23 protein-coding genes are annotated in these 22,307 nt (G+C 60.6%); 13 read left to right on the top strand and 10 right to left on the bottom strand.

What is annotated here, in order from left to right; all coding sequences use genetic code 11:
- Positions 1–12: 12 nt before the first annotated feature.
- The 4 genes from RCJ00_RS06835 (at position 13) to RCJ00_RS06820 (ending at position 6,040) form a co-directional block, all read left to right on the top strand.
- Positions 13–918 carry a MotE family protein gene (locus RCJ00_RS06835; RefSeq protein WP_316221019.1) on the top strand — a complete coding sequence of 302 codons (906 nt, stop codon included), beginning with the start codon at positions 13–15 and terminating at the stop codon, positions 916–918.
- Positions 919–1,029: 111 nt separating this feature from the next.
- The gene (locus RCJ00_RS06830) at positions 1,030–1,479 is read left to right on the top strand and encodes an EF-hand domain-containing protein (RefSeq protein WP_316221018.1); all 450 of its coding nucleotides are present in this window, start codon (positions 1,030–1,032) and stop codon (positions 1,477–1,479) included.
- A 203-nt stretch (positions 1,480–1,682) separates the two neighbouring features.
- On the top strand, positions 1,683–4,751 hold the full coding sequence (locus RCJ00_RS06825) for a tetratricopeptide repeat protein (protein WP_316221017.1): 3,069 nt from the start codon (positions 1,683–1,685) through the stop codon (positions 4,749–4,751).
- Positions 4,752–5,164: 413 nt separating this feature from the next.
- A complete protein-coding gene (locus RCJ00_RS06820) occupies positions 5,165–6,040 on the top strand; it encodes an SPFH domain-containing protein (RefSeq protein WP_316221016.1) in 876 nt (291 codons plus the stop codon).
- A gap of 85 nt (positions 6,041–6,125) precedes the next feature.
- Here the strand turns inward: RCJ00_RS06820 and fliP are convergent, their stop codons facing one another.
- Both fliP and RCJ00_RS06810 read right to left on the bottom strand, forming a co-directional pair.
- Positions 6,126–6,881: a flagellar type III secretion system pore protein FliP gene (gene fliP / locus RCJ00_RS06815; protein WP_316221015.1), complete on the bottom strand. Its 756-nt coding sequence runs from the start codon at positions 6,879–6,881 to the stop codon at positions 6,126–6,128.
- Between the two features lie 76 nt (positions 6,882–6,957).
- Positions 6,958–7,287, bottom strand: coding sequence for a FliO/MopB family protein (locus tag RCJ00_RS06810; RefSeq protein WP_316221014.1), 330 nt, complete (start codon positions 7,285–7,287; stop codon positions 6,958–6,960).
- A 137-nt stretch (positions 7,288–7,424) separates the two neighbouring features.
- Here RCJ00_RS06810 and flgB point away from each other — a divergent pair, with 137 nt between their 5' ends.
- The 7 genes from flgB (at position 7,425) to cckA (ending at position 13,577) form a co-directional block, all read left to right on the top strand.
- Complete coding sequence (flgB, locus tag RCJ00_RS06805) at positions 7,425–7,838, top strand: flagellar basal body rod protein FlgB (RefSeq protein WP_316221013.1); 414 nt, start codon at positions 7,425–7,427, stop codon at positions 7,836–7,838.
- Between the two features lie 12 nt (positions 7,839–7,850).
- Positions 7,851–8,279, top strand: coding sequence for a flagellar basal body rod protein FlgC (gene flgC / locus RCJ00_RS06800; protein ID WP_316221012.1), 429 nt, complete (start codon positions 7,851–7,853; stop codon positions 8,277–8,279).
- Positions 8,280–8,301: 22 nt separating this feature from the next.
- A complete protein-coding gene (gene fliE, locus RCJ00_RS06795) occupies positions 8,302–8,613 on the top strand; it encodes a flagellar hook-basal body complex protein FliE (protein WP_023456748.1) in 312 nt (103 codons plus the stop codon).
- A gap of 313 nt (positions 8,614–8,926) precedes the next feature.
- Complete coding sequence (fliQ, locus tag RCJ00_RS06790; RefSeq protein ID WP_023456749.1) at positions 8,927–9,190, top strand: flagellar biosynthesis protein FliQ; 264 nt, start codon at positions 8,927–8,929, stop codon at positions 9,188–9,190.
- A 2-nt stretch (positions 9,191–9,192) separates the two neighbouring features.
- Complete coding sequence (gene fliR, locus RCJ00_RS06785) at positions 9,193–10,023, top strand: flagellar biosynthetic protein FliR (protein WP_316221011.1); 831 nt, start codon at positions 9,193–9,195, stop codon at positions 10,021–10,023.
- A gap of 63 nt (positions 10,024–10,086) precedes the next feature.
- Positions 10,087–11,163 carry a flagellar biosynthesis protein FlhB gene (flhB, locus tag RCJ00_RS06780; protein ID WP_316221010.1) on the top strand — a complete coding sequence of 359 codons (1,077 nt, stop codon included), beginning with the start codon at positions 10,087–10,089 and terminating at the stop codon, positions 11,161–11,163.
- Between the two features lie 173 nt (positions 11,164–11,336).
- Positions 11,337–13,577, top strand: coding sequence for a cell cycle histidine kinase CckA (gene cckA, locus RCJ00_RS06775; protein WP_316221009.1), 2,241 nt, complete (start codon positions 11,337–11,339; stop codon positions 13,575–13,577).
- A gap of 113 nt (positions 13,578–13,690) precedes the next feature.
- Here cckA and RCJ00_RS06770 read toward each other — a convergent pair whose 3' ends face one another.
- The 4 genes from RCJ00_RS06770 to rpmE all read right to left on the bottom strand — a co-directional run bounded on the left by RCJ00_RS06770 (position 13,691) and on the right by rpmE (position 15,983).
- Positions 13,691–14,155, bottom strand: coding sequence for a hypothetical protein (locus RCJ00_RS06770; protein WP_316221008.1), 465 nt, complete (start codon positions 14,153–14,155; stop codon positions 13,691–13,693).
- A gap of 62 nt (positions 14,156–14,217) precedes the next feature.
- The gene (locus RCJ00_RS06765) at positions 14,218–14,739 is read right to left on the bottom strand and encodes a hypothetical protein (RefSeq protein ID WP_316221007.1); all 522 of its coding nucleotides are present in this window, start codon (positions 14,737–14,739) and stop codon (positions 14,218–14,220) included.
- 36 nt (positions 14,740–14,775) lie between these two features.
- Complete coding sequence (locus RCJ00_RS06760) at positions 14,776–15,681, bottom strand: heme-dependent oxidative N-demethylase family protein (RefSeq protein WP_316221006.1); 906 nt, start codon at positions 15,679–15,681, stop codon at positions 14,776–14,778.
- 77 nt (positions 15,682–15,758) lie between these two features.
- Complete coding sequence (gene rpmE / locus RCJ00_RS06755; RefSeq protein WP_316221005.1) at positions 15,759–15,983, bottom strand: 50S ribosomal protein L31; 225 nt, start codon at positions 15,981–15,983, stop codon at positions 15,759–15,761.
- A 133-nt stretch (positions 15,984–16,116) separates the two neighbouring features.
- Here rpmE and RCJ00_RS06750 point away from each other — a divergent pair, with 133 nt between their 5' ends.
- The gene (locus tag RCJ00_RS06750; RefSeq protein ID WP_316221004.1) at positions 16,117–17,952 is read left to right on the top strand and encodes an ABC transporter transmembrane domain-containing protein; all 1,836 of its coding nucleotides are present in this window, start codon (positions 16,117–16,119) and stop codon (positions 17,950–17,952) included.
- On the opposite strand, the gene RCJ00_RS06745 is transcribed toward RCJ00_RS06750, so the two are convergent.
- The 4 genes from RCJ00_RS06745 to thiE all read right to left on the bottom strand — a co-directional run bounded on the left by RCJ00_RS06745 (position 17,953) and on the right by thiE (position 21,310).
- Complete coding sequence (locus RCJ00_RS06745) at positions 17,953–18,894, bottom strand: SMP-30/gluconolactonase/LRE family protein (protein ID WP_316221003.1); 942 nt, start codon at positions 18,892–18,894, stop codon at positions 17,953–17,955. It abuts the gene before it with no gap.
- Between the two features lie 151 nt (positions 18,895–19,045).
- Entirely contained in the window at positions 19,046–19,846 is an 801-nt protein-coding gene (locus tag RCJ00_RS06740) for an inositol monophosphatase family protein (protein ID WP_023456759.1), read from the bottom strand.
- Between the two features lie 87 nt (positions 19,847–19,933).
- Positions 19,934–20,500, bottom strand: a complete 567-nt coding sequence (efp, locus tag RCJ00_RS06735) for an elongation factor P (RefSeq protein ID WP_023456760.1) — start codon at positions 20,498–20,500, stop codon at positions 19,934–19,936.
- A gap of 180 nt (positions 20,501–20,680) precedes the next feature.
- Positions 20,681–21,310 (bottom strand): thiamine phosphate synthase, encoded by a 630-nt coding sequence (gene thiE, locus RCJ00_RS06730; RefSeq protein WP_316221090.1) that lies wholly within the window; start codon positions 21,308–21,310, stop codon positions 20,681–20,683.
- 229 nt (positions 21,311–21,539) lie between these two features.
- Between thiE and RCJ00_RS06725 the strand changes: the two genes are divergently transcribed.
- Positions 21,540–22,232, top strand: coding sequence for a glycine zipper 2TM domain-containing protein (locus tag RCJ00_RS06725; protein ID WP_316221002.1), 693 nt, complete (start codon positions 21,540–21,542; stop codon positions 22,230–22,232).
- Positions 22,233–22,307: the final 75 nt, after the last annotated feature.

Here is a 22,307-nt window from a genome sequence, read left to right as displayed (position 1 = left end):
AAAGAGTTTTGAATGGCTTTGCCCCGACTTTTGCCGCTCGTTGCCGTCGCCGTGACCGGTGTTTTGGCCTTGAAGGTGATCACCAGTCTCGACGTCATGCCGGACCTGTTCCACAAGGCCGAGGCCGTCGCTGCGGAAAAGAAGGCCGCGCCCGAAAAGCCGGCGAAAAAGGCCAAGGCGGGCGCTGCGGGTGAGGTTACCAAGTCGGATGATCCCACACAAAGCTATGGCGTCGATCCTACCGTGATGGCGGCCGATGCCGCCTCGCAGGCTAAGGATGCGGCCGCTACGGCCCCGGCCGCGCCGATATGCGCCACCAGCGTCGAACAATTGGCGCAACAGGCCGGCATGTCGCCGAGCGAACTGACCATCCTGCAAAGCCTGCGGACGCGCAGCGCGCAACTCGACCAACGCGAACAGCAATTGAATTCGCGCGGTCAGCTCGTCCAGGCCGCCGATTCCAAGCTGGACGCCCGCATCGCCCAGCTGTCCGACTTGAAAAATCAGATTCAGGCTCTGCTGGACCAGGCGACGAAGGTTTCCGATGACGACACCAATCGTCTGGTTGCTGTCTACTCGGCCATGAAGCCAAAGGATGCCGCGGCGGTCCTTACCACGATGAGCGACGATGTTCGCCTCCCGATCGCCGCAAAGATGAAGGACCGCGCCCTGGCCGCCGTCCTGGGGGCCATGACGCCCGACGCGGCCCGCGACCTTACCGAAAAGCTGGCCAAGCGCATGCAGCGCGCCGATGGTTTACAGCAGCAGTTGAACAAGGCGACAGCGGGTGGTCCATCTGCCGCCGGGGCGCCGCCTGCCACCGCGAACGCCAATGCCAAGCCCGCTGCCAAGTCTGGCGCGGGCGCGCCTGCCGCGAAACCGGCGGCGGCTCCCGCCCCCGCGCCAGCAAAGAAGTAGGCTTCGCCAGCCGCGCTAAAAATGATCGGTGGTGCGACGGAAGCGACGGCCTGACAACGTGCAAGCAAAGGGACCGGCTGGGTCGGCACCCTTTTCGGAGACAGGCAACACATGTCACGCATTTCTCGTTTTTCTTCCGCGCTCGTAGCGGGCGTTTTCGCCCTTACGGCCATCGCCGCCCATGCCCAGAACGCAGAGGGGCGCGGCGGTCGCGGTATGCTGGACCGCTACGACACCGACAAAGATGGCAAGGTTAGCCTGGCTGAGTACGAAACCGGCCGGCAAAACCAGTTCCGCCGTATCGATACCGACGGCAACGGTGCGCTTTCCTTCGCCGAAATCGACGCAGCGGGCGCCGAGGCCGCGCAGCGCGGTGGCGGCATGGCGCAGATGATGCAGCAGCGTCTGGCGGCGCTGAAGGCGGCCGACACAAATGGCGACGGCAGCATTTCGGCTGAGGAATATAAGGCCTATGTCGATGCCGCATTCAAGGCGCTCGACAAGAACGCCGACGGCTTCCTCACGGCGGATGAATTCCAGGCGGCAATGCCGGGGCACTAGGCCCTTCCTGATCTGACGGAGTCCTATCGGCGCATTTACCCACTTTTTTATCCGAAAGGTGCAGCACACTTTGGGGAACCCGCTCTAACGCCCGGTCTCCTGCGCGAAGTGCGCCTATTGTTTTGCTCATTTCGCCTCGGCCCCGCATAATCTTGGTTTCGCGTTAACTGTGGTTAAACTCCGTTCAGGCAAGTTAACGCTTGATGAGTCGAGATCGTAAACCGTCTGTTAACAGCACCGAGCCGCCCGTGCGGCCGATGGACCGTGCCCGGATGTTGCTCGATACCCCAAAGGCCGCCAAGCGATCGTTGAATCTCTCCTTGCGGACCTCGGCAATCGTCGCCGTCACCGTTGGAATGGGCATGGCGGGCCTGGCCTTTGGTGACCCGGCCCTGATTCCTCAAATCGCGCCGAGGTCGGAAATCGACATCCGGGTTGGCCGTAATAAGCAGTCCGGGCGCGTGGAAATTTATGGTGCAATCGGGTCGCGGGCTTCGGTTCGCCGTGACAAAGGCCAAGTGGTCGTACGGTTACCGGGTCAGATGCAGCCAGACCTGGGTGACATTCGCGCCAACCCGCCCGCAGGCGTAAAGTCGGTCGATCTCAAATCGGATGCCCGTGCCAGTGAACTGTGGCTCACCATTGCCGATGGGTTCGAAACCCATTTCGGGCGGGAGGACGGCGCGGTCTTCGTGCAGATCGATCCGAAGGCCCTCGACAACGAAAAGCCTGACGACGGTAAGAGCGATGGCAAGATCGTCGTTAATTTGCAGGACATCGCCAAGACTCCACCAACCTCGGCAGCCAAGCCTACGGATGCGGCAGACGCGTCACGTGTGAATCGCGCCCCCAGCGTGCCGGTCGTGGCGCTCGACGTCGCCAGCATCGATGGCGGCATGGATATTTTCTTTCCGTTTGAGGGACCGGCTGCGGCGGCCATATTCCGTCGCGGCGACTCCGTGTGGGTCGTCTTCGACCAGGAGGTCGACCTGCGTCTGCCCGGCAATCTGAAGGACGGCATGATCGTTCAGGACGCCCAATGGACGCGCAATGACGGATTTACGGCGTTGCGCCTTAAGGCGCCCACGGCCGGTTCGCTGTCCGCGGTCAGCGAAGGGCTTGTCTGGCGCGTACGTGTCGGCGGTAAGCCGCTTGACGGGCATGTTGCCGAAGTCAATGTCGTCCGCGACGACTCGAGCGGCGTGCCGGGGCTGAACATAAACCTGGCCGGCGCCACGCGCGTCGCCTGGATACGCGATCCGTCGGTCGGCGATCGCATGGCGGTCGTGCCCGCTAGGGGGCCGATCAAGAACCTGTCCACGACGCGCACGACGCTGGAGGCCACTCTGGCATCGACGGCGCAAGGCGCGGCGATTGTGCACATGACGCCGGACGTCAAGGTGAATGTCGACGGCGACCTGATTGAAATTTCGCGGCCCGGTGGCCTGACCCTGTCCAAATCCGCCAGCGGTCTGTCGCCTTCGGACGCGGCCCTGGCTTACAAGAATGCCCTCTACCCAAGCTTGATGAATCCGGACTGGTCGGTCACGCCGCCGGAAGGCTTCCTTCCGCGCTACAACGCCTTGCAGGCGGCGGCGGCGGATGAGGGTAATCTGGGGTCGGCGGCGCCGACCAAGGCGCGTCTGGCGCTGGCTCGCTTTCTTGTTGGACAAGGGTTGAACTACGAAGCACAGGGTGTGCTTGATCTGCTGGTCAAGACCAGCCCGCGCGGTCAGGACGACCCGCAGGTGCGCGGCTTGCGCGTCCTTGCGCGTATGCTGACCGGGCGATTCGAAGCCGCGACGGGCGATCTGGCGTCGTCGCAATTGATCGGCGATCCGGCGTCGCGTCTCTGGTCGGGCTATTCAGAAATGAAGGCGGGCCGATATGCCGACGCTGTAAAGGATTTTAAATTCGGCCTGCGGGCGCTGGACCAGTTTCCACCGGAGTGGCGGGCCCGTATCGGCAGCGCGTACGCTTTCGCCGCCTTGCAACAAAATGACCTGGTAACGGCCCAGGCCATGATCACCTACGCCATCGGCCAGGCGCAGACCCCACTCGATAAACTGGGCGCCTATCTGGTCGATGCCCAGATCATCGAAGCCCAGGGGGACAAGGCGCGGGCGCTTAAGGTCTATCAGGCGGTCGCTCGCGCATCGGACGACGGCATTGCGACACCGGCAGCCATGCACGCGGCCGTTTTGGCATATGATCTGAAGAAGGCGACATCCGCTCAGACACTGGCTGCCCTCGACAGCCTGCGGTTCCGTTGGCGTGGTGACAACACCGAATTGCAATTGATCGGCAGCATGGGCCAGATCTATCTCAGCGAAGGCCGCTACCGCGAGGCCCTTATGGTCATGAAGAGCGGCGGCCAGTCGTTCGCCGGTCAACCCCAGGCGACGCAGATCCAGGCCTCGATGAACCAGACCTTCCGTGCCCTGTTCCTTGGGGGTATGGCCGACGGGCTGCAGCCGATCGAAGCTTTGGCGCTGTTCAACGATTTCAAAAAGGATCTGACGCCGATCGGCGCCGACGGCGATGAAATGGTGCGCCGCATCGTCCGCCGTCTGGTTGATGTGGATCTGCTGGACCAGGCCGCCGAACTGCTGGATTACCAGGTAAACCACCGTCTCGATGGCGTGGCCAGATCATCGGTCGCTGCCGACCTGGCAGCCATCTACCTTATGAATCATAATCCGCAGAAGGCTCTTCAGACCTTGTGGAATACGCGCACGACCCTGCTGCCCAAGGCGGTTATGGCGGAGCGTCGGATGCTGGAAGCGCGCGCGCTTAACGAACTGAATGAACCGGATAAGGCGCTTGACGTCCTGGGCAGTGACACGTCGCCGGACGCCGACGATGTGCGTGCGGATGTGTACTGGAACAAGCAGGACTATGCCCGGGCCGGGGCCATACTGGAGCGCCGGCTTGGGGACGTCTGGAAAAAGGGCGGGCCCTTGGCGCCGGGCGACGAGGGACGGCTAATTCGCGCTGCCGTCGCCTACAGCCTGCAAAAGGACCAGCCGTCTCTGACGCGTCTGTCCACGCGTTTCGGCAAGTTCGCCGATACGGCGTCGGCGCCTGACGCCGTGCGGGTTGCCCTGGCGCCGCTCGATGGCGGTACGCTGAACGCCAAGGACTTCGCCGCGTCGGCGGCGGCCAATGACAGTTTTGCCGGCTGGGTCTCCGGCATGAAGAAGAAGTTCCGCCAAAAGGATGATGCCGCCGCCAAGGCCGCGACTGCTGCCCCCCCGGCCAAGACGGCTTGATCGGGGCAGGCCGAGATCACGTTTATGTGAGCCGTGTCGTGTTTCGCTTTAAGGCTTTCGGGAGGCCCTGTAATATATCCGGGTTCCCAAGTGATATGGGGAACGTTATTAAATGAAGGATCGAGAGCTTAAGTTAAAAAGGCACAGCCGCAAGCACATTGCGCGGCATCAAAATTCCGACGAAGAGGTCTGGCTTGTCAAAAGCTTTACCGAACCGTCCGAAGTCGAAATCTCGGCACCAGCCCATATTTGCTTTACTCGCGATCAAGCCCCCGAAACCCAGACGATTTTGACCTTCCTCAAGGAAGGTGCGCGTTTGCTTGCCGATATCTTCCCCACCCTCAGCAACGAAAGGTCGAGGGACTGCGCCGCGTAGAGTTCAGGCCGCAGACCGCGAAACAAAACATATGGTTATGAACAATATCCGCCCCAATGGGGTATCCATTCCCGGCCGTTTAAAGGTCGTCGCGTCGGCCGCCGTCATAGGCGTCATTCTGCTGGGCACTCTGGTGTCCTGCGGTCAGACGATCCAGCCTGGCAATGTCGGCGTCAAGATCCGCACGCTCGGGCCCAATGCCGGTGTCGATAAGACGCCGCTGCCGTCCGGTTGGCACATCAACTTGCCGGGTGAACGCATCGCCGAATTCCCGGTCATCCAGCGTACCTATACCTATACGCGCGAGAAGGACGACCGCGGACCGGAGAACGAGGAGGTCACCTTCTCGGACAATAACGCCCTGCCGATGACGGCTGATGTGCAGTTGGTCATGCGCATCGATCCGTCGAAGGCGCCGGCGCTCTATACGCGTTACCGCCTGACCTTCGATCAGTTGTTCGAGGGCCCGATCCGTAACGATGTCCGTTCTGCCATCGCCGCCGAAACCGAATTGGTCAGTGTCGAATATCTTTACCGCGGTGGCCGCCAGCAGGTGATCCAGAAAGCGCTGGCGCGGGTCAACCGTAAATGGGAGACGCAAGGCGTCAATATCAGCCAACTCGACTGGATCGGCACGATCCGATACCCGCAGGTCATCCTCGATTCGATCCAGGCCAAGACCAAGGCAGACGCCGATGCCTCTGCCGCCCAGGCGCAGGTCGCGGTCGCCAAGGCCCAGGCCGATGCTCAGATCGAACAGGCGCGCGGTCAGGCGGAGGCGAACCGATTGTTGGCCCAATCCGTCGCCTCGTCGCCGGAGGTGGTGAAACTGCGCGCCATCGAAAAGTGGGACGGCCATCTGCCGACCACGACGGGCGGGGCGGTGCCTTTCATCGACGTCGGCAATCGCTAAGGCGTGCGCAAGGTCTGAACATAGAGACGCTCCGGGCGAAAGCCCGGAGCGTTTTCAATTTGAATAGGGGCTGCCTTTAACCCGGCTATCCGCCGCCGGTGACCACGGGGTGGAAACTGCGGACCAGCGAGCCTGCAACGAGTTGCCAGCCATCGACCAGCACGAAGAAGATCAGTTTGAATGGCAGGGAAATGACGGCGGGCGGCAGCATCATCATGCCCATCGACATCAGGACGGATGCGACGACCAGATCGATGACCAGGAAGGGTAGGAACAGGTAGAACCCGATCTCGAACGCCTTTTTCAATTCCGAAATCATGAAGGCCGGCGTGACAACGCGCACCGGCAAGTCCATGCGGTCCTTCGGCATTTCCATCTTTGACAGGTTGGCGAACAGGGCCAGGTCCTTGGCATCGACCTGGGCCAGCATGAAGGCCTTCACTGGCTGCGACGCGGCGTCAAAGGCCTGGGGCAACTCCATTTCCTGGTCCATCAGAGGGCGTATACCGGCGGAATAGGCGGCTTCGTAGGTCGGCGCCATGACGATGGCCGACAGGAAGAGGGCCAGCGAGATAATAACCGCGTTGGGCGGGCTTTGTTGCAGACCCAGCGCGGTCCGCAGCAGGGACAGCACCACCACGATGCGGATAAAGGAGGTCGACATGATAACGATCGACGGCGCCAGCGACAGCACGGTCATCAGGCCGATCAGTTGCACCACGCGCGCTGACAGCGATCCCCCTTTTCCCAGGTCCACGTTCAGCGACTGCGCCACCGCGGCATAGGGGAAGATCATCATCGTGAAGCCGAGGATGAAGGTGCACAGGACGATGAGGTTCATCACCCTGGCATTCCCTAACCCGGCGTTCCCTGCGGTGTTTACAGGCTTCGGTGTCTTCGCGTCAGCGGGCGCCGGCTTAGAACAGGTCATCGTTCGGGTCATCGTTCGGGGTCACCGGGGTACGCGGTTCAAGGTGTCTGGCCGACGCGCGGCCCGGTGGATCAAGTTCGCGGCCTTCGCCAAGCAGGATCAGGCGTTCCTGATCGTCGAGGCGTACCAAGACCAGACGGCGCGCCGGATCAAGCACCAGGGTTTCGACCACCGTCAAGCGGCGGGCGCCGCGCTGCGCCTGCATCCTGGCCATCAGGGCCGGCGCATACCGCCGCAGCACATAGGCCAGGCCCATGATCAGGCCGATCACTATGGCCAGGGCGAACACCGCCTTCAGGGTACTTAAGATATCCATTTCGTCCTTTTGCGCCGATCCCGGTTAACGCCGCGTTTACTTAAAGTCTTCGTTAACCAAAAGGTGGGCATAATTTGCCCCATATGCGCGAAGTCTTTTCATTAGGTTGAGTCGCGCCAATTCGGAAAGGGTAGGTCATGGCCGCTCAGGATATCGGTTTCATGTCGGCGCTGACGTCGCGGATGCACTGGTTGAACGACCGTCAAAAGGTCGTGGCGCAAAACGTCGCCAACGCCTCGACGCCGGGGTTTAAGCCGCACGACCTAACACCGCAGGATTTCAGCGCCCTGATGGCCGGCGAAAATTCCGGCGGCGGACTGGGCTTGACCCTGACCAGTACGATGCACATGGCGCCCGAAGGCGGCGCGTCCGCCCGCAGCAACGAAGTGGTGTCGCTCGATTCCGAAACCACAATGGACGGCAACAGCGTCGTGCTGGAAGAGCAGATGCTAAAAATGGCCGAAAGCCGGACCCAGTTCCAGGCGGCGGTGTCTTTCTATGAAAAGTCCCTGTCCATGGTGCGGATGGCCGCCCGGGCGCCGGGCAAGTAGGCGAGGTAGAAAATGATCAATAATAACAAGCCTCCGGTGCAATCCAGCCAGACCATGGCCGTCGCAGCCAGCGCGCTCAAGGCGCAGCAGGCCCGCATGCGCGTCATCGCCGAAAACATCGCCAATGCCGATTCGACGGGCAAGACGTCGGGCGCTGATCCATATCGCCGCCAGACCCCGGTCTTCACCTCGGCAAAGGTGGATGGCGCGACCGGCGTAAAGCTGGCCTCCGTAACGCCGGACATGAAGCCGTTCCAGTCGGTGTACGACCCAAGCCATCCGGCAGCGGATGCGCAGGGCTATGTTAAGAAGCCGAATGTCGATCCGCTGATCGAAACCATGGACATGCGCGAAGCCCAGCGCGCCTATGAAGCCAACCTCAACGTCATTGAAACGTCCCGCTCCATGACGCAAAAGGTGCTGGACATATTACAGAAGTAACCGGCCGAGAAAGACCTGAGCCATGGACCCGTTATCCGCCGCCCGCGCCTATGGCGCCGCCGTCAAGCAGATGCAGAACGCCACGCGTCAAACCGACGAGGGCCAGGCCGTCAGTGCGCCCGACTTCGGCAAGATGCTCCAGGGCGCGCTCGAGCAGACGATGAAAACGACGCAAGGCGCAGAGGACATGATGGTTCAACAGCAGCAGGGCAAGGTTGAACTGATCGACGCCGTGACCGCCGTGGCCAGCGCCGAAACCTCCTTGCAGAGCGTCATCGCCATCCGTGACCAGGTGATCAGCGCCTACCAGGAAATCATGCGCATGCCGATCTGAAAATCGCGGTCTTTGGCCGATTGGTACGCAGTCTGCGCTTGCAGGTACATAAGAGTACCTGCGGCGCTTGCCAGCTACCACTCGACTCAAATCTCACGATTTTCACCCGTATCAACGCAATGGCTTACGGCGCTTGCCGGCTGGTATCCCATCCAAATTAACGCCAATGTGGTCGGGGTGTTTGAAAAAACTCTGGTGGCGGGCCTCAGAATCTCTCCATAGCTTAAGCCGAAATTAACCGTTCGCGCGGCAAATATGACCCGGTAATCCGGCAAAATTTGCCGGGCGTTTGGTGATATTAACGGATAGACGAATGAACGGTGCCGAGGTTTTGACGATTGGACGTGACGCCATCTGGCTGACTATCCAACTGTGTACCCCGATTCTGCTCGTGGGCCTTGTGGTCGGCGTGGCGATCGGCCTGTTCCAGGCATTGACGCAGATTCAGGAAGCTACGCTTATCTATGCGCCAAAGATCATTGCCGTCTTTCTGGCGCTGCTGCTCCTGCTGCCTTTGATGGGCAGCCTGTTGTCCGGCTTCATGCACGAAATCGTCAACAAGATCGCGATGATGTAACCATGTTGCTGCAGGCCGCCGCCCAGATACGCACAGGTCTGTCGGACGCGGGCGGGGGAGACCTAAGCTCGTTCTTCGGCACATCGGCGCAGGTATGGGCGGTCGGCCTGATCTTCCTGCGCCTGGCCAGTATTGTGATGCTGGTGCCGGGCCTGGGGGATCCTGCTGTTCCGGCGCGTGCGCGTATAGGCTTCGCGCTTCTGCTGGCGATCATCATCACCCCGACCGTCAGCCCCAGCCTGCCGGCTTTACCCGCCGGCCTGGGCGACATGACCGGAATTGTCCTGCATGAGGTCATTATCGGACTCATGCTCGGTACGCTGATGCGCGTCCTGCTTTTTACCCTTATCACCACTGGCGAGATTCTGTCCTTGCAGACCACCCTGTCATTCGCCCAGACGGCCAATCCGACAGAAGCCCAGTCCAGCACGTCGCTTGGCGCCTTTCTGGCCGTCTTCGGGCTGGTGATGATCTGGGTGACAAATACCCATCACCTGTTCATCCGCGCCATGGTCGACAGCTATCGGATATTTTCGCCGGTTAAGCGCGTCATGATCGGTGACGCTGGTACACTCATGATCCGCACCCTGACCGATAGCTTTGTGCTGGCCTTGCAAATGTCAGCGCCGGTAATCGTTTTCGCCCTGGTCTTCAATATCGCCACGGGTTTCGTCGGCCGCATGATGCCCAATTTTCCGGTCTTTTTCGCCGCTACGCCGCTCAGCGTTCTGGCCGGCCTGACCATTTTGGCCCTGTCGCTTGGCACATTGGGCGTTGTCTTCATCGATCATTACCAGGACTTGCTTGGTATCTTCATCGCGAGGCCGCGATGAGGGCCTGCCTAGTCACCATCACCCGCCTGCCGGGTCTTTGGATGCCATCCGGAGTGACGGATAATGGCTGAAGAAGCGGATGGCGAAGACAAAACAGAAGACGCCTCGGGGCGGAAACTCCAGCAGGCCCGGGAAAAAGGCGATGTCGGTAAATCCGGAGACCTGCCGCAAGCTCTGTCCCTGATCGGCGCTTGCGCTGTCGTAGCCATGAAGGGGCCTGACATCTGTCAAACCCTGATGGCCAACCTCATACCGTTTATCGACCATCCCGACCAAATGTTGGGGGCGCTGGACGGTGATGGCGGCATGGGCATTGCGCGTGCCGTCATACTGCATATCGTCCCTATCCTCATAATGATCATGGGGGCGTCCATGTTCATGGGCATAGCCGGCAACGTGCTGCAAACCGGCTTGATGTTCACGCCGTCGAAGCTGGCGCCCGATTTCACCAAGCTTAACCCCATGACAGGCTTCAAACGTCTGTTCGGCGTCGATGCCTTGATCCAGTTCGGCAAGACCCTGCTGAAGCTGGTTGTTACGGGCATTATCGTGTGGATGGTGGTGAAGAACCGCCTGCCGGGCATTGTCGGTCTGGCGGCGGCGTCGCCGATGATGATTCTACCCTATGTGAAGGAAGCTGCCATCGCCCTGGCGCTGGCCGTTTGCCTCTTCCTATTCATCGAGGGGGTCGGGGATTTCGCCCTGCAAAAGTTCCGCTTCCTGCAACGCATGAAAATGTCGAAGCAGGAACAGAAGGAAGAATACAAACAGACCGAAGGGGATCCGCACATCAAGGCCCGCCTGCGTCAGCTGCGCATGGAAAAGGGCCGGCGCCGCATGATGTCCAATGTAAAGAACGCCACCGTGGTCGTGACAAACCCGACCCACTATGCGGTCGCCTTGCAATACGAGCCCGGTGAGATGGCTGCGCCTGTTTGCGTAGCGAAGGGTATGGACGCCGTTGCCTTGAAAATTCGTGAGGAAGCGGGAAAGCACACCGTGCCGATCGTCGAAGACCCGCCCCTGGCCCGCGCGCTTTATGCGGCGATCGAAATCGATGACACCATCCCCGAGGAGCATTTCGCCGCTGTGGCGAAGCTGATCAGCTTCGTGATGGCCAAGAAGAAGCGCGGCTTCTGACGATCAACAGCTTATCCACAGATCCGCCACGCCTCTTTTCATTCTAACACGTTGTCGTGCTTGGACTTTTGCAAGATTCTGCACACAAATCAAAATCGGCTACACTGAGGGAAGTGATTCGCTCATGCGTTGAGCGATTCCTCCCGCGTCCAGTTCCCTGAAAGGTTCCGCCTTTGTCCGCAAACTCGTTTACCGCGCAGATTCGTGCGAAGAAAGACGCATCGCAAGAGGAGAGCCAACCGGCGTCGCGTAAGCCGCATCTGGAAAAAGCGGGACAGGAACAATTAGCGAAGGCTGAGATACCTGCCACTGGAAAGTCTCGGCGTGCGCCCAGCCTGACCAAGGCGTTGAATCCCCTGACCGTCGGTATTGTCGCGGCCGTGGTCGTTTGTGCCTGTCTGGCCGTTTGGCTGGTGGCTGGCCGTCTGCCGGCCGGTGTCGTGATCGGAATCATCATCGCCGCCTTTGCGGGTGTGATCTTCATGGGCATGTTCGCCTTTTCGTCGGACGAGGAAATCCTGAGCGCCGAGGGCTTCAAAGCGGGCGATATCGTGCGCGCCTTGAGTGAGCCCGCCGCTGTCTCGGCTTTCGACGGTCATGTGCTGGCCGTCAATCCGGCATGGAGCGATGCGGGCGGCGGTACGCGTCGGCTGCCGCACGGCGACGACGCGCCCGCCCTGTTCGTCGCTCTGCGCGAGGCCAAGGCGCAAGGCCTGGGTCGGGCCCTGGTGCGTCTGGGTGGGTTTGACTACGAAATGGTTGTGTCGCGTCTGGGCGAAGACCTGGTTCTCGTCCGAGCTGCATCGCAAGGCGTGCTCGGCAACGGCCTGATGCTTAAGCACGAAAACCCGCATGCGGTCGAAGAAGCCGGTTTCCTGCCGGATGAACCGGAGATCAAGCCCGACCTGCCCGCCGCCGTTATGGATGCCTTCGCCGAAGCCGCGCCGTTCGGTGCGGCCCTGATCGTCGGGGACGACGTGTTTTCGGCCCGCATCAAGGATTTCAATACGGTGTTCGCCGCCTTGACAGAGCAGGTGCCAGACCGCCTGACCGGCATGGCCTTTGGCGAACTGGTCACCGAAAATTCACGCGCCGCGCTGGAAGAACGCCTGGCATCGGGCAAGAGCGGCCCGTTCGACATTGCCCTGAGCGTCAAGTCTCAGCGCGCCTTGCATATCTATGTCTCTCAGGTATCGGGCGGCTACAGCCTGTATCTGTTCGATGTTTCCGAGCAGAAGAAGCTGGAGCAGACCCTTGTCCAGTCGCAAAAGATGCAGGCCATTGGCCAGGTCGCCGGCGGTATGGCGCATGATTTCAACAATCTGCTGACCGGTTTCAAGTTCCGCAACGACCAACTGCTGCTCAATCACCCGCTTGGCGATCCGTCCTATGAAGACCTGAACGGCATCCGTCAGATCATCGCCCGTGCCGAAGACCTGGTGCGCAACCTGTTGGCCTTCGCGCGCAAGCAGACCGTCAAGCGTGTGACGCTCAATGTCGGTGAAATGGTCTCTGAAGCCGAGGTTCTGCTGCGCCGTTTGGTGCGCGAAGACGTCAAGCTGGAAACCGCCTATGGCCGCAATCTGCCCAATGTCCATGTCGACAAGGGGCAGATGGAAATGGTCATGATGAACCTGGTCGTCAATGCCCGCGACGCCATGCGTGCCCAAGGCGGCGGCAAGGTGAACATCCGCGCCGCCAGCATGACACAGGACGAAGCCAAGGCCTATGGCTGGCCCGACGCGCCGGCCCAAGGGGCAGCCCTGATCGAGGTCAGCGACACCGGGCCCGGCATTCCGCCGGAAATCGCCGCCCAGGTGTTCGAGCCCTTCTTCACCACCAAGCCGCTGGGTGAAGGGACAGGCCTCGGCCTGTCCACGGTTCACGGTATTATCGCCCAGGCGGGCGGACATATCCTGATCGTGTCCCCGCCAGGAAAGGGTGCCAGCTTCCGTATCTTCCTGCCGGTATGGATTGAGGTCGAGAAGCCTGCCGACGCGCCGAAGCCTGAAGTTGCCGCCAAGCCAGTGCCCAAGGACCTGTCCGGTGTCGGCCGCATCCTGTTCGTCGAGGATGAGCAGATTGTGCGCGGTATCGCCGCACACTTGCTGCGCCAGCGTGGCTATGAAGTCTTGGAAGCCGAGGACGGTGAGCAGGCTTTGGAGATCATCGAGGCCGAAGGTGGCAAGTTCGACCTTCTTATCTCCGACGTCATCATGCCGGGCATGGACGGTCCATCCATGCTCAAACTGGCCCGTCCCATCCTGGGAGACGTGCCGGTCATGTTCATATCGGGCTATGCGGAGTCGGAATTCTCAGACCTGCTGGAAGAAGAGCAAAACATCTCCTTCCTGCCCAAGCCGCTGGATATCAAGACGTTGGCGGAACGTGTCAAGGCACAGTTGGCAGCGTAAAAATCGAGGTCTTTGGCCAGCTAGTGCGTCGGTATTGCTTGCAGGTATATAAGGTACCTGCGGCGCTATCCTCCTGCTATCTGACTCAAATCCCTCGTTTTTTTCGTGTCTCATCACGGCGCATCGATACAGTTGCGCGCGCCTGCGATGGCAATGCGTTGGGTCCCGCCCTTATAGGTGACGATCAGTTCACCGCTCAGCGCGCGGACCTGCTGCCCCGGTGCGGCTTCCTTGATGTCATACGATTCAACAACCGATAGCTGCTTGGCGGCATCGTTGAAGCTGCGGACGCTATGGGCCGGGTCTGCACCGCCGTGGACCATGGTCACCTTGGTCAGATGCCCGCTGATACGGATATAGCCGTTCGCGCCACCTTGCAGGGAATCTTCGGTGAATACCCGCGATCCGTCGGTACGCCCGGCACGGGCGACATTGGTGATGCAGCCTGTCAGGTCGTTTCCGTCGCTCGCCTGGAGATCGCTTACGGTAAAGGCGGCAGCGGCGCGTTCCTCCGCCGTCGGTTGGTGGCAGCCCACCAGGGCGATGAAACATACAAACGGCACAGGTGTCTTTGTCATGCAGTCCTCGCGTGGGCCTGAACGACGCTATCACGGTAATTTATAAGCAAACAATGCGGCTGTCAGCAGGCCGTACCGCCGGCGAAGGCCACGGATTGCGTAACGCCGTCCCAGGTGACGGTCAGATTGCCCGTCATTTCCACGCTGTCGGATTCCTGATGGGCGGCGCCGATGACGTAGGCTTCCTTAACCGTAAGGCGACCGGTGGCATCGCTGAACAAACGTGTGCCTGTGCTGTCATTGTCACGGCTTATGCCCGTCAGGTCGACACGCATCAGTTTGCCGTCAATGCGCAGGAACCCCTTGGCGCCGCTGTCGACACCGTCCTCGCGGAAGATGTCGCGGCCACCGGAGGCGCGGGTCAGCATGGTTGTGCATCCCATGATATCGCCGTCATCGTCGTTCAGTTCGTTTATGACGAAGGTCTTGGCGGCTGGCGCCTTGGCATCTGGTGTTTGAGCGGCGGGCGATGAGGCGTCGGCGACCAGCGCGGTGGGTTCGGTTACGGTCTTTGCCGGCTTGCACGCCGTCAGGCTGAGCAGAGCTACCAGGATGGTCGTCGCCCGTCGTGTTGTCGATGTCATATGTTCCCCCCGAATGGCGTCAGGCTATCACGACGGTCAGCCGCCCGCAATCTGGGTGAGGCGGGCGATCAGCCGTTCGCGCTCCCCCGTCAGGCCCTTATAATCCAGTTGTGCGGCGCTGTAGCCCTGCAACTGGTCGATCAATGCCTGCGCCAGCGCCGCCGCGTTGGGTTGGCGCTCCATGTCGTGCAGGGGGTCGAGATAGATGCGGATGGTGAAAAGGATATCGCCACTGACCGGCAGCTTGCGCAGGGTCTGGCGTTCCAGGCGGAAATAGAGATTATCGATCTGTTCATCGCCGAGCCGGCGCGAAAACTGCCATTGGCCGGCCGATTGCGGATGGTGCAGGGCATTGTCGGCATGGAGCGACCAGTTCCAGCGCATCACCGGCTGTTCGGTGCGCAGATTGTCAAACATACGCTCGATGATGGTGGCATTTCGGGTATCCCGTCCGAAGTCGGGCACGGGGGCGTGAATCTCCTGAAGCGCCTTGCCGAATTTTTCATGCAGCCGCCAGGACGACGGAAAACACAGGTGCCCCGCCGCCAGCCGCCAGCCATCCTCCCCCCGGCGCATCAATATAAGATCTTCCTGCACCAGACCGCCGGCAACAAGCAGGGGCGGATAGGGTGTATCGAGACGCACACGCCGAAAGGCGGGAACGATGTCGATCTGCGGGCCTAGCCTCTGATATATGTCCGGGAAATGTTGCGGCAGATGATCGGCCAGCAGGTGGAGCACTTCGGTCTGGGCGGCTTCGGTTCCCGGCTCCATGACGAAGATGGCTTCCGGCGCGCGTTCGGCCAGACGGTCCTTTTCGTCGAGATACCCTAGCAGGTTTTCGTCGGCGTCGATCCAGTCCGCCGCATCGAGCGGCTTCACACCGATGGTGAACAGTTTGTGCGACCCGTCATAGGGTGTGTGAAAAGCGCGATCCGTCATTCCCGCTGGATAGCACAAAAGAAAAATCCGGCCCAGTTGCCCGGGCCGGATTTTGACATTCGTATGATAAGCCAGGCTTACTTCTTGAGGAAGCCAGCGAACTTGTTGTTGAAGCGCGAAACGCGGCCGCCGCGGTCGAGCAGCTGGCCCGTGCCGCCGGTCCAAGCCGGGTGCGTGCGCGGATCGATGTCGAGGTTCAGAACGGCGTCCGCCTTGCCGTAGGTCGAGCGGGTCTTGTAGCTCGTACCGTCGGTCAGGGTAACCGTGATCCAGTGATAGTCGGGGTGACCTTCTTTTTTCATCGTCATCTATCCTTTATACGTCCGGCCAGCAGCGTGCGGACGCGATAAAAAGCGTGGGGCATAATTGCCGAAGGAGCGGCTTCTACAGGAAGCTTCCTTGCCGCGCAAGCCTTTCGTGTATAAAGCAGGCAATATGTCCGACTCTCAAACCGATACTCCCGACGGCCGCCCAAGCTCCGGCGCCGAATTGGCCGCCAGCATGCATCAAGCCGCAGGGCAACGCGGCAAGACCAAGAATTTACGGCCGCTGCGCCGCCTTGTTCCCTACCTCTGGAAGCAAAAGGCGATCGGCCTGGCCATGATCGTCTTTCTGCTGATATCGGCCTCGGCGACGCCCTCCATGACCTTTGTCGCCAAGCAATTGATCGACCGTGGGTTCGGATCGGGCAATGTGGCGGAACTCAACAAATGGTTCATCGTCCTGGGGGCGGTCGCTCTGGTCTTAGCCCTGTCCACGGCCTTGCGCTACTATTTCATCACGCGCATGGGGGAGCGCGTCGTCGCCGACCTGCGCGAAGATGTCTTTGCCCATATTCTTGGGCTCGATCCGGCCTATTTCCTGAAAATACGCACGGGCGAAGTCATTTCGCGCCTGACCGCCGACATCCAGATCATCGAGACCCTGGTTTCGTCGTCCATCTCGATAGCCCTGCGTAATCTGCTCACCTTCGTGGCTGGTCTTGTCATGATGATGGTGGTCAGCCCGAAACTCACCTTGATGGTGTTCGGCGTCTTTCCGTTCGTGCTGGTTCCCCTGATTACCTTCGGTCGTCAGGTCGGCCGCGCTACGCGTGACACCCAAGACGCGTTTGCCCGGGCCGTCGGCTTTGCGTCGGAATCGCTGGACGCGCTGGAAACCGTCCAGGCCTTCGTTCGTGAAGGCTTTACGCGCAAACGGTTTGACGCAGGTGTGGAAGACACTTACCGCATGTCGGTGGGGCGCATGGCCACCCGCGCCACCATGACGGCCATGGTCATTACCCTCGTTTTCGGTGGTATCGCCTTTGTGCTCTGGCTGGGCGCGCAGGACGTGCTGAACGGGCGGATGTCCAACGGCACGCTGGTGCAATTCGTCATGCTCGCCATTCTGACCGGCGGGTCGGTGGCCAACCTCAACGAAACCTGGGGCGACGTGCAAAAGGCGGCGGGCGCCATGACGCGGATCGACGAACTGCTCGATTCGAAGCCGAATATCGTGGCGCCGGCGCAGCCTGTGGCATTGCCTGAGCCGGCGCGCGGGGACATCCGTTTCCAGGATATCCGCTTTGCCTATCCGTCACGCCCGGACCAAATCATTCTCGATGGCTTTTCGCTGATCGTAAAGCCCGGCGAAACTGTCGCCCTGGTCGGACCATCGGGGGCCGGGAAATCGACGGTCTTCAAGCTGCTGCTGCGATATTACGATTACGATCACGGCGTCATTCAGATGGATGGGGTCGACATCCGTCAGGCAGACCCGAAGGCGGTCCGCGAGCGCCTCTCCCTCGTCGCCCAGGACACGGCCCTGTTTTCAGGATCGCCGGAAGAAAATATCCGTTTTGGCCGCGAAGACGCCACCGACACCGAAGTCCGCGTCGCCGCCGAAAAGGCCCAGGCGCGCGCCTTTATCGAAGCCCTGCCGCAAGGCTTCAAGCAGCCGCTGGGTGAGCGCGCCAAATCCCTGTCCGGTGGTCAGAAACAACGCCTGTCGATCGCGCGCGCCTTGGTGCGCAACGCGCCGGTCCTGCTGCTCGACGAAGCGACCTCGGCGCTTGATGCCGAAAACGAACGTCTGGTGCAGGCCGCGCTCAATGAAGCCATGAGCGAACGTACGACCCTGGTCATCGCGCACCGGCTGGCCACCGTGCTGAAGGCCGACCGCATCGTGGTCATGGAGGCCGGCAAGGTGGTCGATGTCGGCACCCATGACGAACTGGTGTCGCGCGGCGGTCTGTATGCCCGTCTGGCACAGTTGCAATTCAGCAGTTGATCAGCCCGCAAAGGCATTGGTCGGTAGCCCCTTGTGACCGTGCAGCAGCGATTTGGGCACTTCCCAAAGCGCGCCCGCGTGTCGGTCGTCGGCATCGACCGGCGGCTGTGCGGCGGAGGTGACGAACAGCCTGTCGAGACCGGCACCGGCGAAGGTCAGGCTGGTCACCTGTTTTGCGGGTATGGCGACATCGAAATCAAGCTTACCGTCCGGGGTATAGCGGCTGATGCGGCCGCCATTGTAGTGGGCGACCCAGACACCATCGTCGGCATCGACCGTCAGGCCGTCGGGCGAACCGACATCCGGCGCGAAATGGGTGAAGACACGTTTGCCCGACAGGGCGCCATCGGGTGCCATATCGAAAACATAGACCAGATTCTCGGCGGTTTCGTTGTGATACATCCGGCGGCCGTCACGCGAAAAGGCCGGACCGTTGGTGCATAGATAGGGAGCGTCCATGCGGTGCAGGCTGAGATCGGCGTCGATACGATAGAGTGCCGCCGTCTTTTTGTTGAAAGGCATATGCATGGTGCCGGTCCACAGCCGGCCGGCGGCATCGACCTTGGCGTCATTCAGCCGGTTCTCCGTCTGGTCCGCTTCAATGGTCAGGAGTGGCGTCAGGGTGAACGGATCGAGCGTCAGGGCGTGAACCGTACGCAATATCCCGACGAGAAAGCCGCCCGACCGGCGCGGCACGATCCAGTTGATCAGATCGGGCATGTCCCAGCTTTGGGCGCTATTGTCGGCCAGCCGCAGCGCGTTGAGCTTTTTGCCCCGGATATCGACCCAGTAGACGGTATTGTCGGGCGCCGACCATAGGGGCCCTTCGCCGAGTATTGCCCCGCCGGGACTGCGGGCAATGGGCGTTTCAGTGGCGCGCGCTAAGGCGGGTATAGTCAAGGCGGCCGCGCTGATAAGCGCGGTGCGGCGGGTCAGGGTCATGGCGTCTTCTCCAGCTTTTGTTTTCCGGAGAGTAGCGGCCCGATTGGTCCGGCCGTCAAGCCGTTTTCGTTTTGCTTTGTCACGCCTGTGGTTGTACGACGCGCACAAAAAAGCCCGCATCGCCGCGGGCTTTCTGTATCGTGTGACGGGTTTATTTCGCCAGGTGAAGCTTTTCCAGCAGCAACGGGTAAAGCTCCATATTGCCGCAGATCAGATCGCCGGTGACGAGGGGAGAGGCGTCGCTGTCGATCGAGCCGAACTTACCGCCCGCCTCGTGGATGAACAGCAGGCCCGCCGCCATGTCCCACGGCTTCAGGCCGCGTTCCCAGAAGGCGTCGAGCTGGCCGGCGGCCACATAGGCGAGGTCGAGGGAGCAGGCGCCGTTGCGGCGTATGCCGACGGTGCGTTGCATGATCTGGTGCAATTCCTTCAACGCCTGGGCATGGCCGGACTTGCCGATGAAGGGCAGGCCGGTGCCGATCAGCGAATCGTCGAGCGTCTTGCGCGAAGACACGCGCAGGCGGCGGTCATTATGATAGACGCCCTTGCCCTTTTCCGCCCAATAGAGATCGTTGGTGACCGGGTTGAATGTCACGCCGGCGACGATTTCGTTGTCGCGCTCAAGCGCGATGGTGCAGGCGAAATGCGGGATGCCGTGCATGAAGTTGGTTGTGCCGTCGATGGGATCGACGATCCAGCGGTGCGTCTTGTCGGTGCCGATCGTTTCGCCGGTCTCTTCGCCCAGAAAGCCGTAACCAGGACGAACGCGGGTCAGTTCTTCCAGCAGGGCGGCTTCGACGCGCTTGTCTGCGGCGGTGACGAAATCGCCCGGTCCCTTGCGCGAGACCTGAAGTTCGGAGATTTCCCCGAAGTCGCGGGCCACGCCCTTGCACGCCTTGCGTACGGCGCCGACCATGACCTGGATGAGAGAGGATTGAAGAACCGTGACCATGGGGAGGGGCCTTTGAAACTGGATTTACAATGTAGGCGGGACGAACCCGTTAGATGTCCCCTTCCGTTGCCGGAAGGGGAGGGCGCTTTAGTCGGCGCGCTTCATATATTCGCCGTCGAGGGTCGATACGACGATGCGTTCACCCACACCCATGAACGGCGGGATCATGACGCGCATGCCGTTGGAGGCCTTGGCGGGCTTGTAGGATGATGAGGCCGTCTGGCCCTTGATGGTCGGCTCGGTTTCGACGACTTCCAGGATCACGGTATCGGGCAAGGTGATCGAGATCGGGCGCTCGTCGTGGAATTCCAGGGTGACAATCATGCCGTCGTGCAGATACTGAATCTGGTCTTCGCCGACCCAGTCTTCATGCAGGCTGATCTGTTCGTAGTTTTCCTGATCCATGAACACCAGCATGTCGCCTTCGGTGTAGAGGTAGAGGTGTTCTTTTTGCTCCAGCGTGACACGCTCGACCGTGTCTTCGGAGCGCAGGCGTTCGTTGAGCTTGGTGCCAGTGATGAGGTTCTTCAGCTCGACCTGAGCGAAGGCGCCGCCCTTGCCGGGCTTTACGTGGTGCGACTTGACGACGGACCAAAGGCCCTTCTGATATTCGAGCACCATGCCGGGCTTGATCTGGTTGGCATTGATTTTCATGGATACAACTTGTCAAAGAGAGGGGTTAGTTGGCGGCGTTCCTACTCGGAATGACCGCGAAACGCAAGGGGGACGGCGGAGGAAGCCATTCGCAGGTCAACACGGGGACAGCCGCCAAGGCTATGTTCCGACACATACGGTGCCCGGCGCGAGACATACCAGGCTGTATTTGGATAGTCTCTATTTGCCGGAAATGGCGGCGATCAGCGCCTTGACACCCGCGGCGGCGCCGTCAGTATGGCTCCATACGGCTGCGGACACCGCGATGAAATCGGCGCCGGCCTGCGCCACTTCGGCGGCGTTTTCGGCCGTTATGCCGCCGATGGCGACACAGGGCGTTTCCATGCTTTCCTGCCAGATGCTCAGGGTTTCCAGTTCGGCCATGTGTTCGACCACCTTTGTCTGGGTCGGGAAGAATGCGCCGAACGCGACATAGTCCGCGCTGTTTTCCGCCGCTTCCATAGCCAGGTGGCGGCTATTGTGGCAGGTGACACCAATCATGGCATCGGGCCCGAGCGTAGCGCGCGCCTCTTTCAACGACATGTCGGACTGACCGATGTGCACGCCGTCTAGGCGCAGGGATTTCACCAGTTGCACCCGGTCATTCATCAGCACGGCCACGCCGCGCGCCTGAGCGATTGGGGCAATGACCTTGGCGACCGCGATCAGGTCGTAATCATTGAGATCCTTGAGACGAATCTGCAAGGCGGCGACGTCTCCGGCGCCCAGGGCGGCTTCCAGTTCGCGAGCGAAAGCGGCGACATCCGGTATCGCGGGAGGGGTGATCAGGTAGAGGCGGCATTTGGACATGCCGGTCATTTGCCCGAAATGCGGCACATGGGCAAGCCGGAAGTGTGTAAATCCTTTGGCATCACCCTTTGGTATCACAAGGATTTCCTAAGGGAGGGCCCTTACCGGCATTTTACCTTGCGGGCGGTAATTCGCATAGCCCGCTACATATCGCTGACTACAATGCACGCAACATACGGGCTCCAGCTGCGCCTGGAGGCCTGTTCGCATGAATAAAGGAGATATCTCTATGGCCCTTAATACCAAAACGATAGCCGCCGGTGCCGCGGCTATTCTCGCCCTCTCGATGGGCGCCCCGATGGCGGCCCATGCGCAAAGCGGAAATTATGACGGCTATTGCTATGCAAAGAAGGGCAGCAAGACGACGGGGACCGTCGTTGGTGCCGTGGCCGGTGGGGCGCTCGGCAGTCAAATATCGAAGAACGAACGCGGCCTAGGCACTGTTGCCGGGGCCGTATTGGGCGGCGTCATCGGCAACAAGGTCGCGGGCGCGAATGAGAAATGCCTGAACGGCGAATATTATTCGTATGAATCCGGCTATTATAGCCCGCTTGCCGCGCCGGATGGCTATGACGTCGTCTATTTCAAGGATCGTCCGGAAACGAAAATGTACGACGTTGTCTATTACGACACCCGTCGCAGCACCAGCCCCCGCTACGCCAGCAACAATAATGGCAATTACAACAACGGCTATAATAACGGCGGCGGCTATAACAATGGTAGCTACTCCAATGCCAATTCGGGCGTAAAGGGTTGGCGAGATGATCGCGGCGTCTGGCACACAGAGCAGCCTGTCGCTTACGGTTGGAAGGATTCCAAGGGCAGATGGCATGAAGGTCAGGTCCAGGCCTATGGCTATCGCGAAGCCAATGGGACGTGGCGTGAAACAAACGCACCTAACGTCGGCTACAACAATCGCTAATCGCGATTAGCGTCCACAGATGACACCCTCCGGTTCACACCGGAGGGTTTTTTATTGAGCCGGTAGGGTTTATGG

Source organism: Asticcacaulis aquihabitans (assembly GCF_032490435.1).
Lineage (GTDB): Bacteria > Pseudomonadota > Alphaproteobacteria > Caulobacterales > Caulobacteraceae > Asticcacaulis.
The sequence above is the reverse complement of the archived record's forward strand: the minus strand, read 5'-3'. Positions and strand labels throughout refer to the sequence as shown.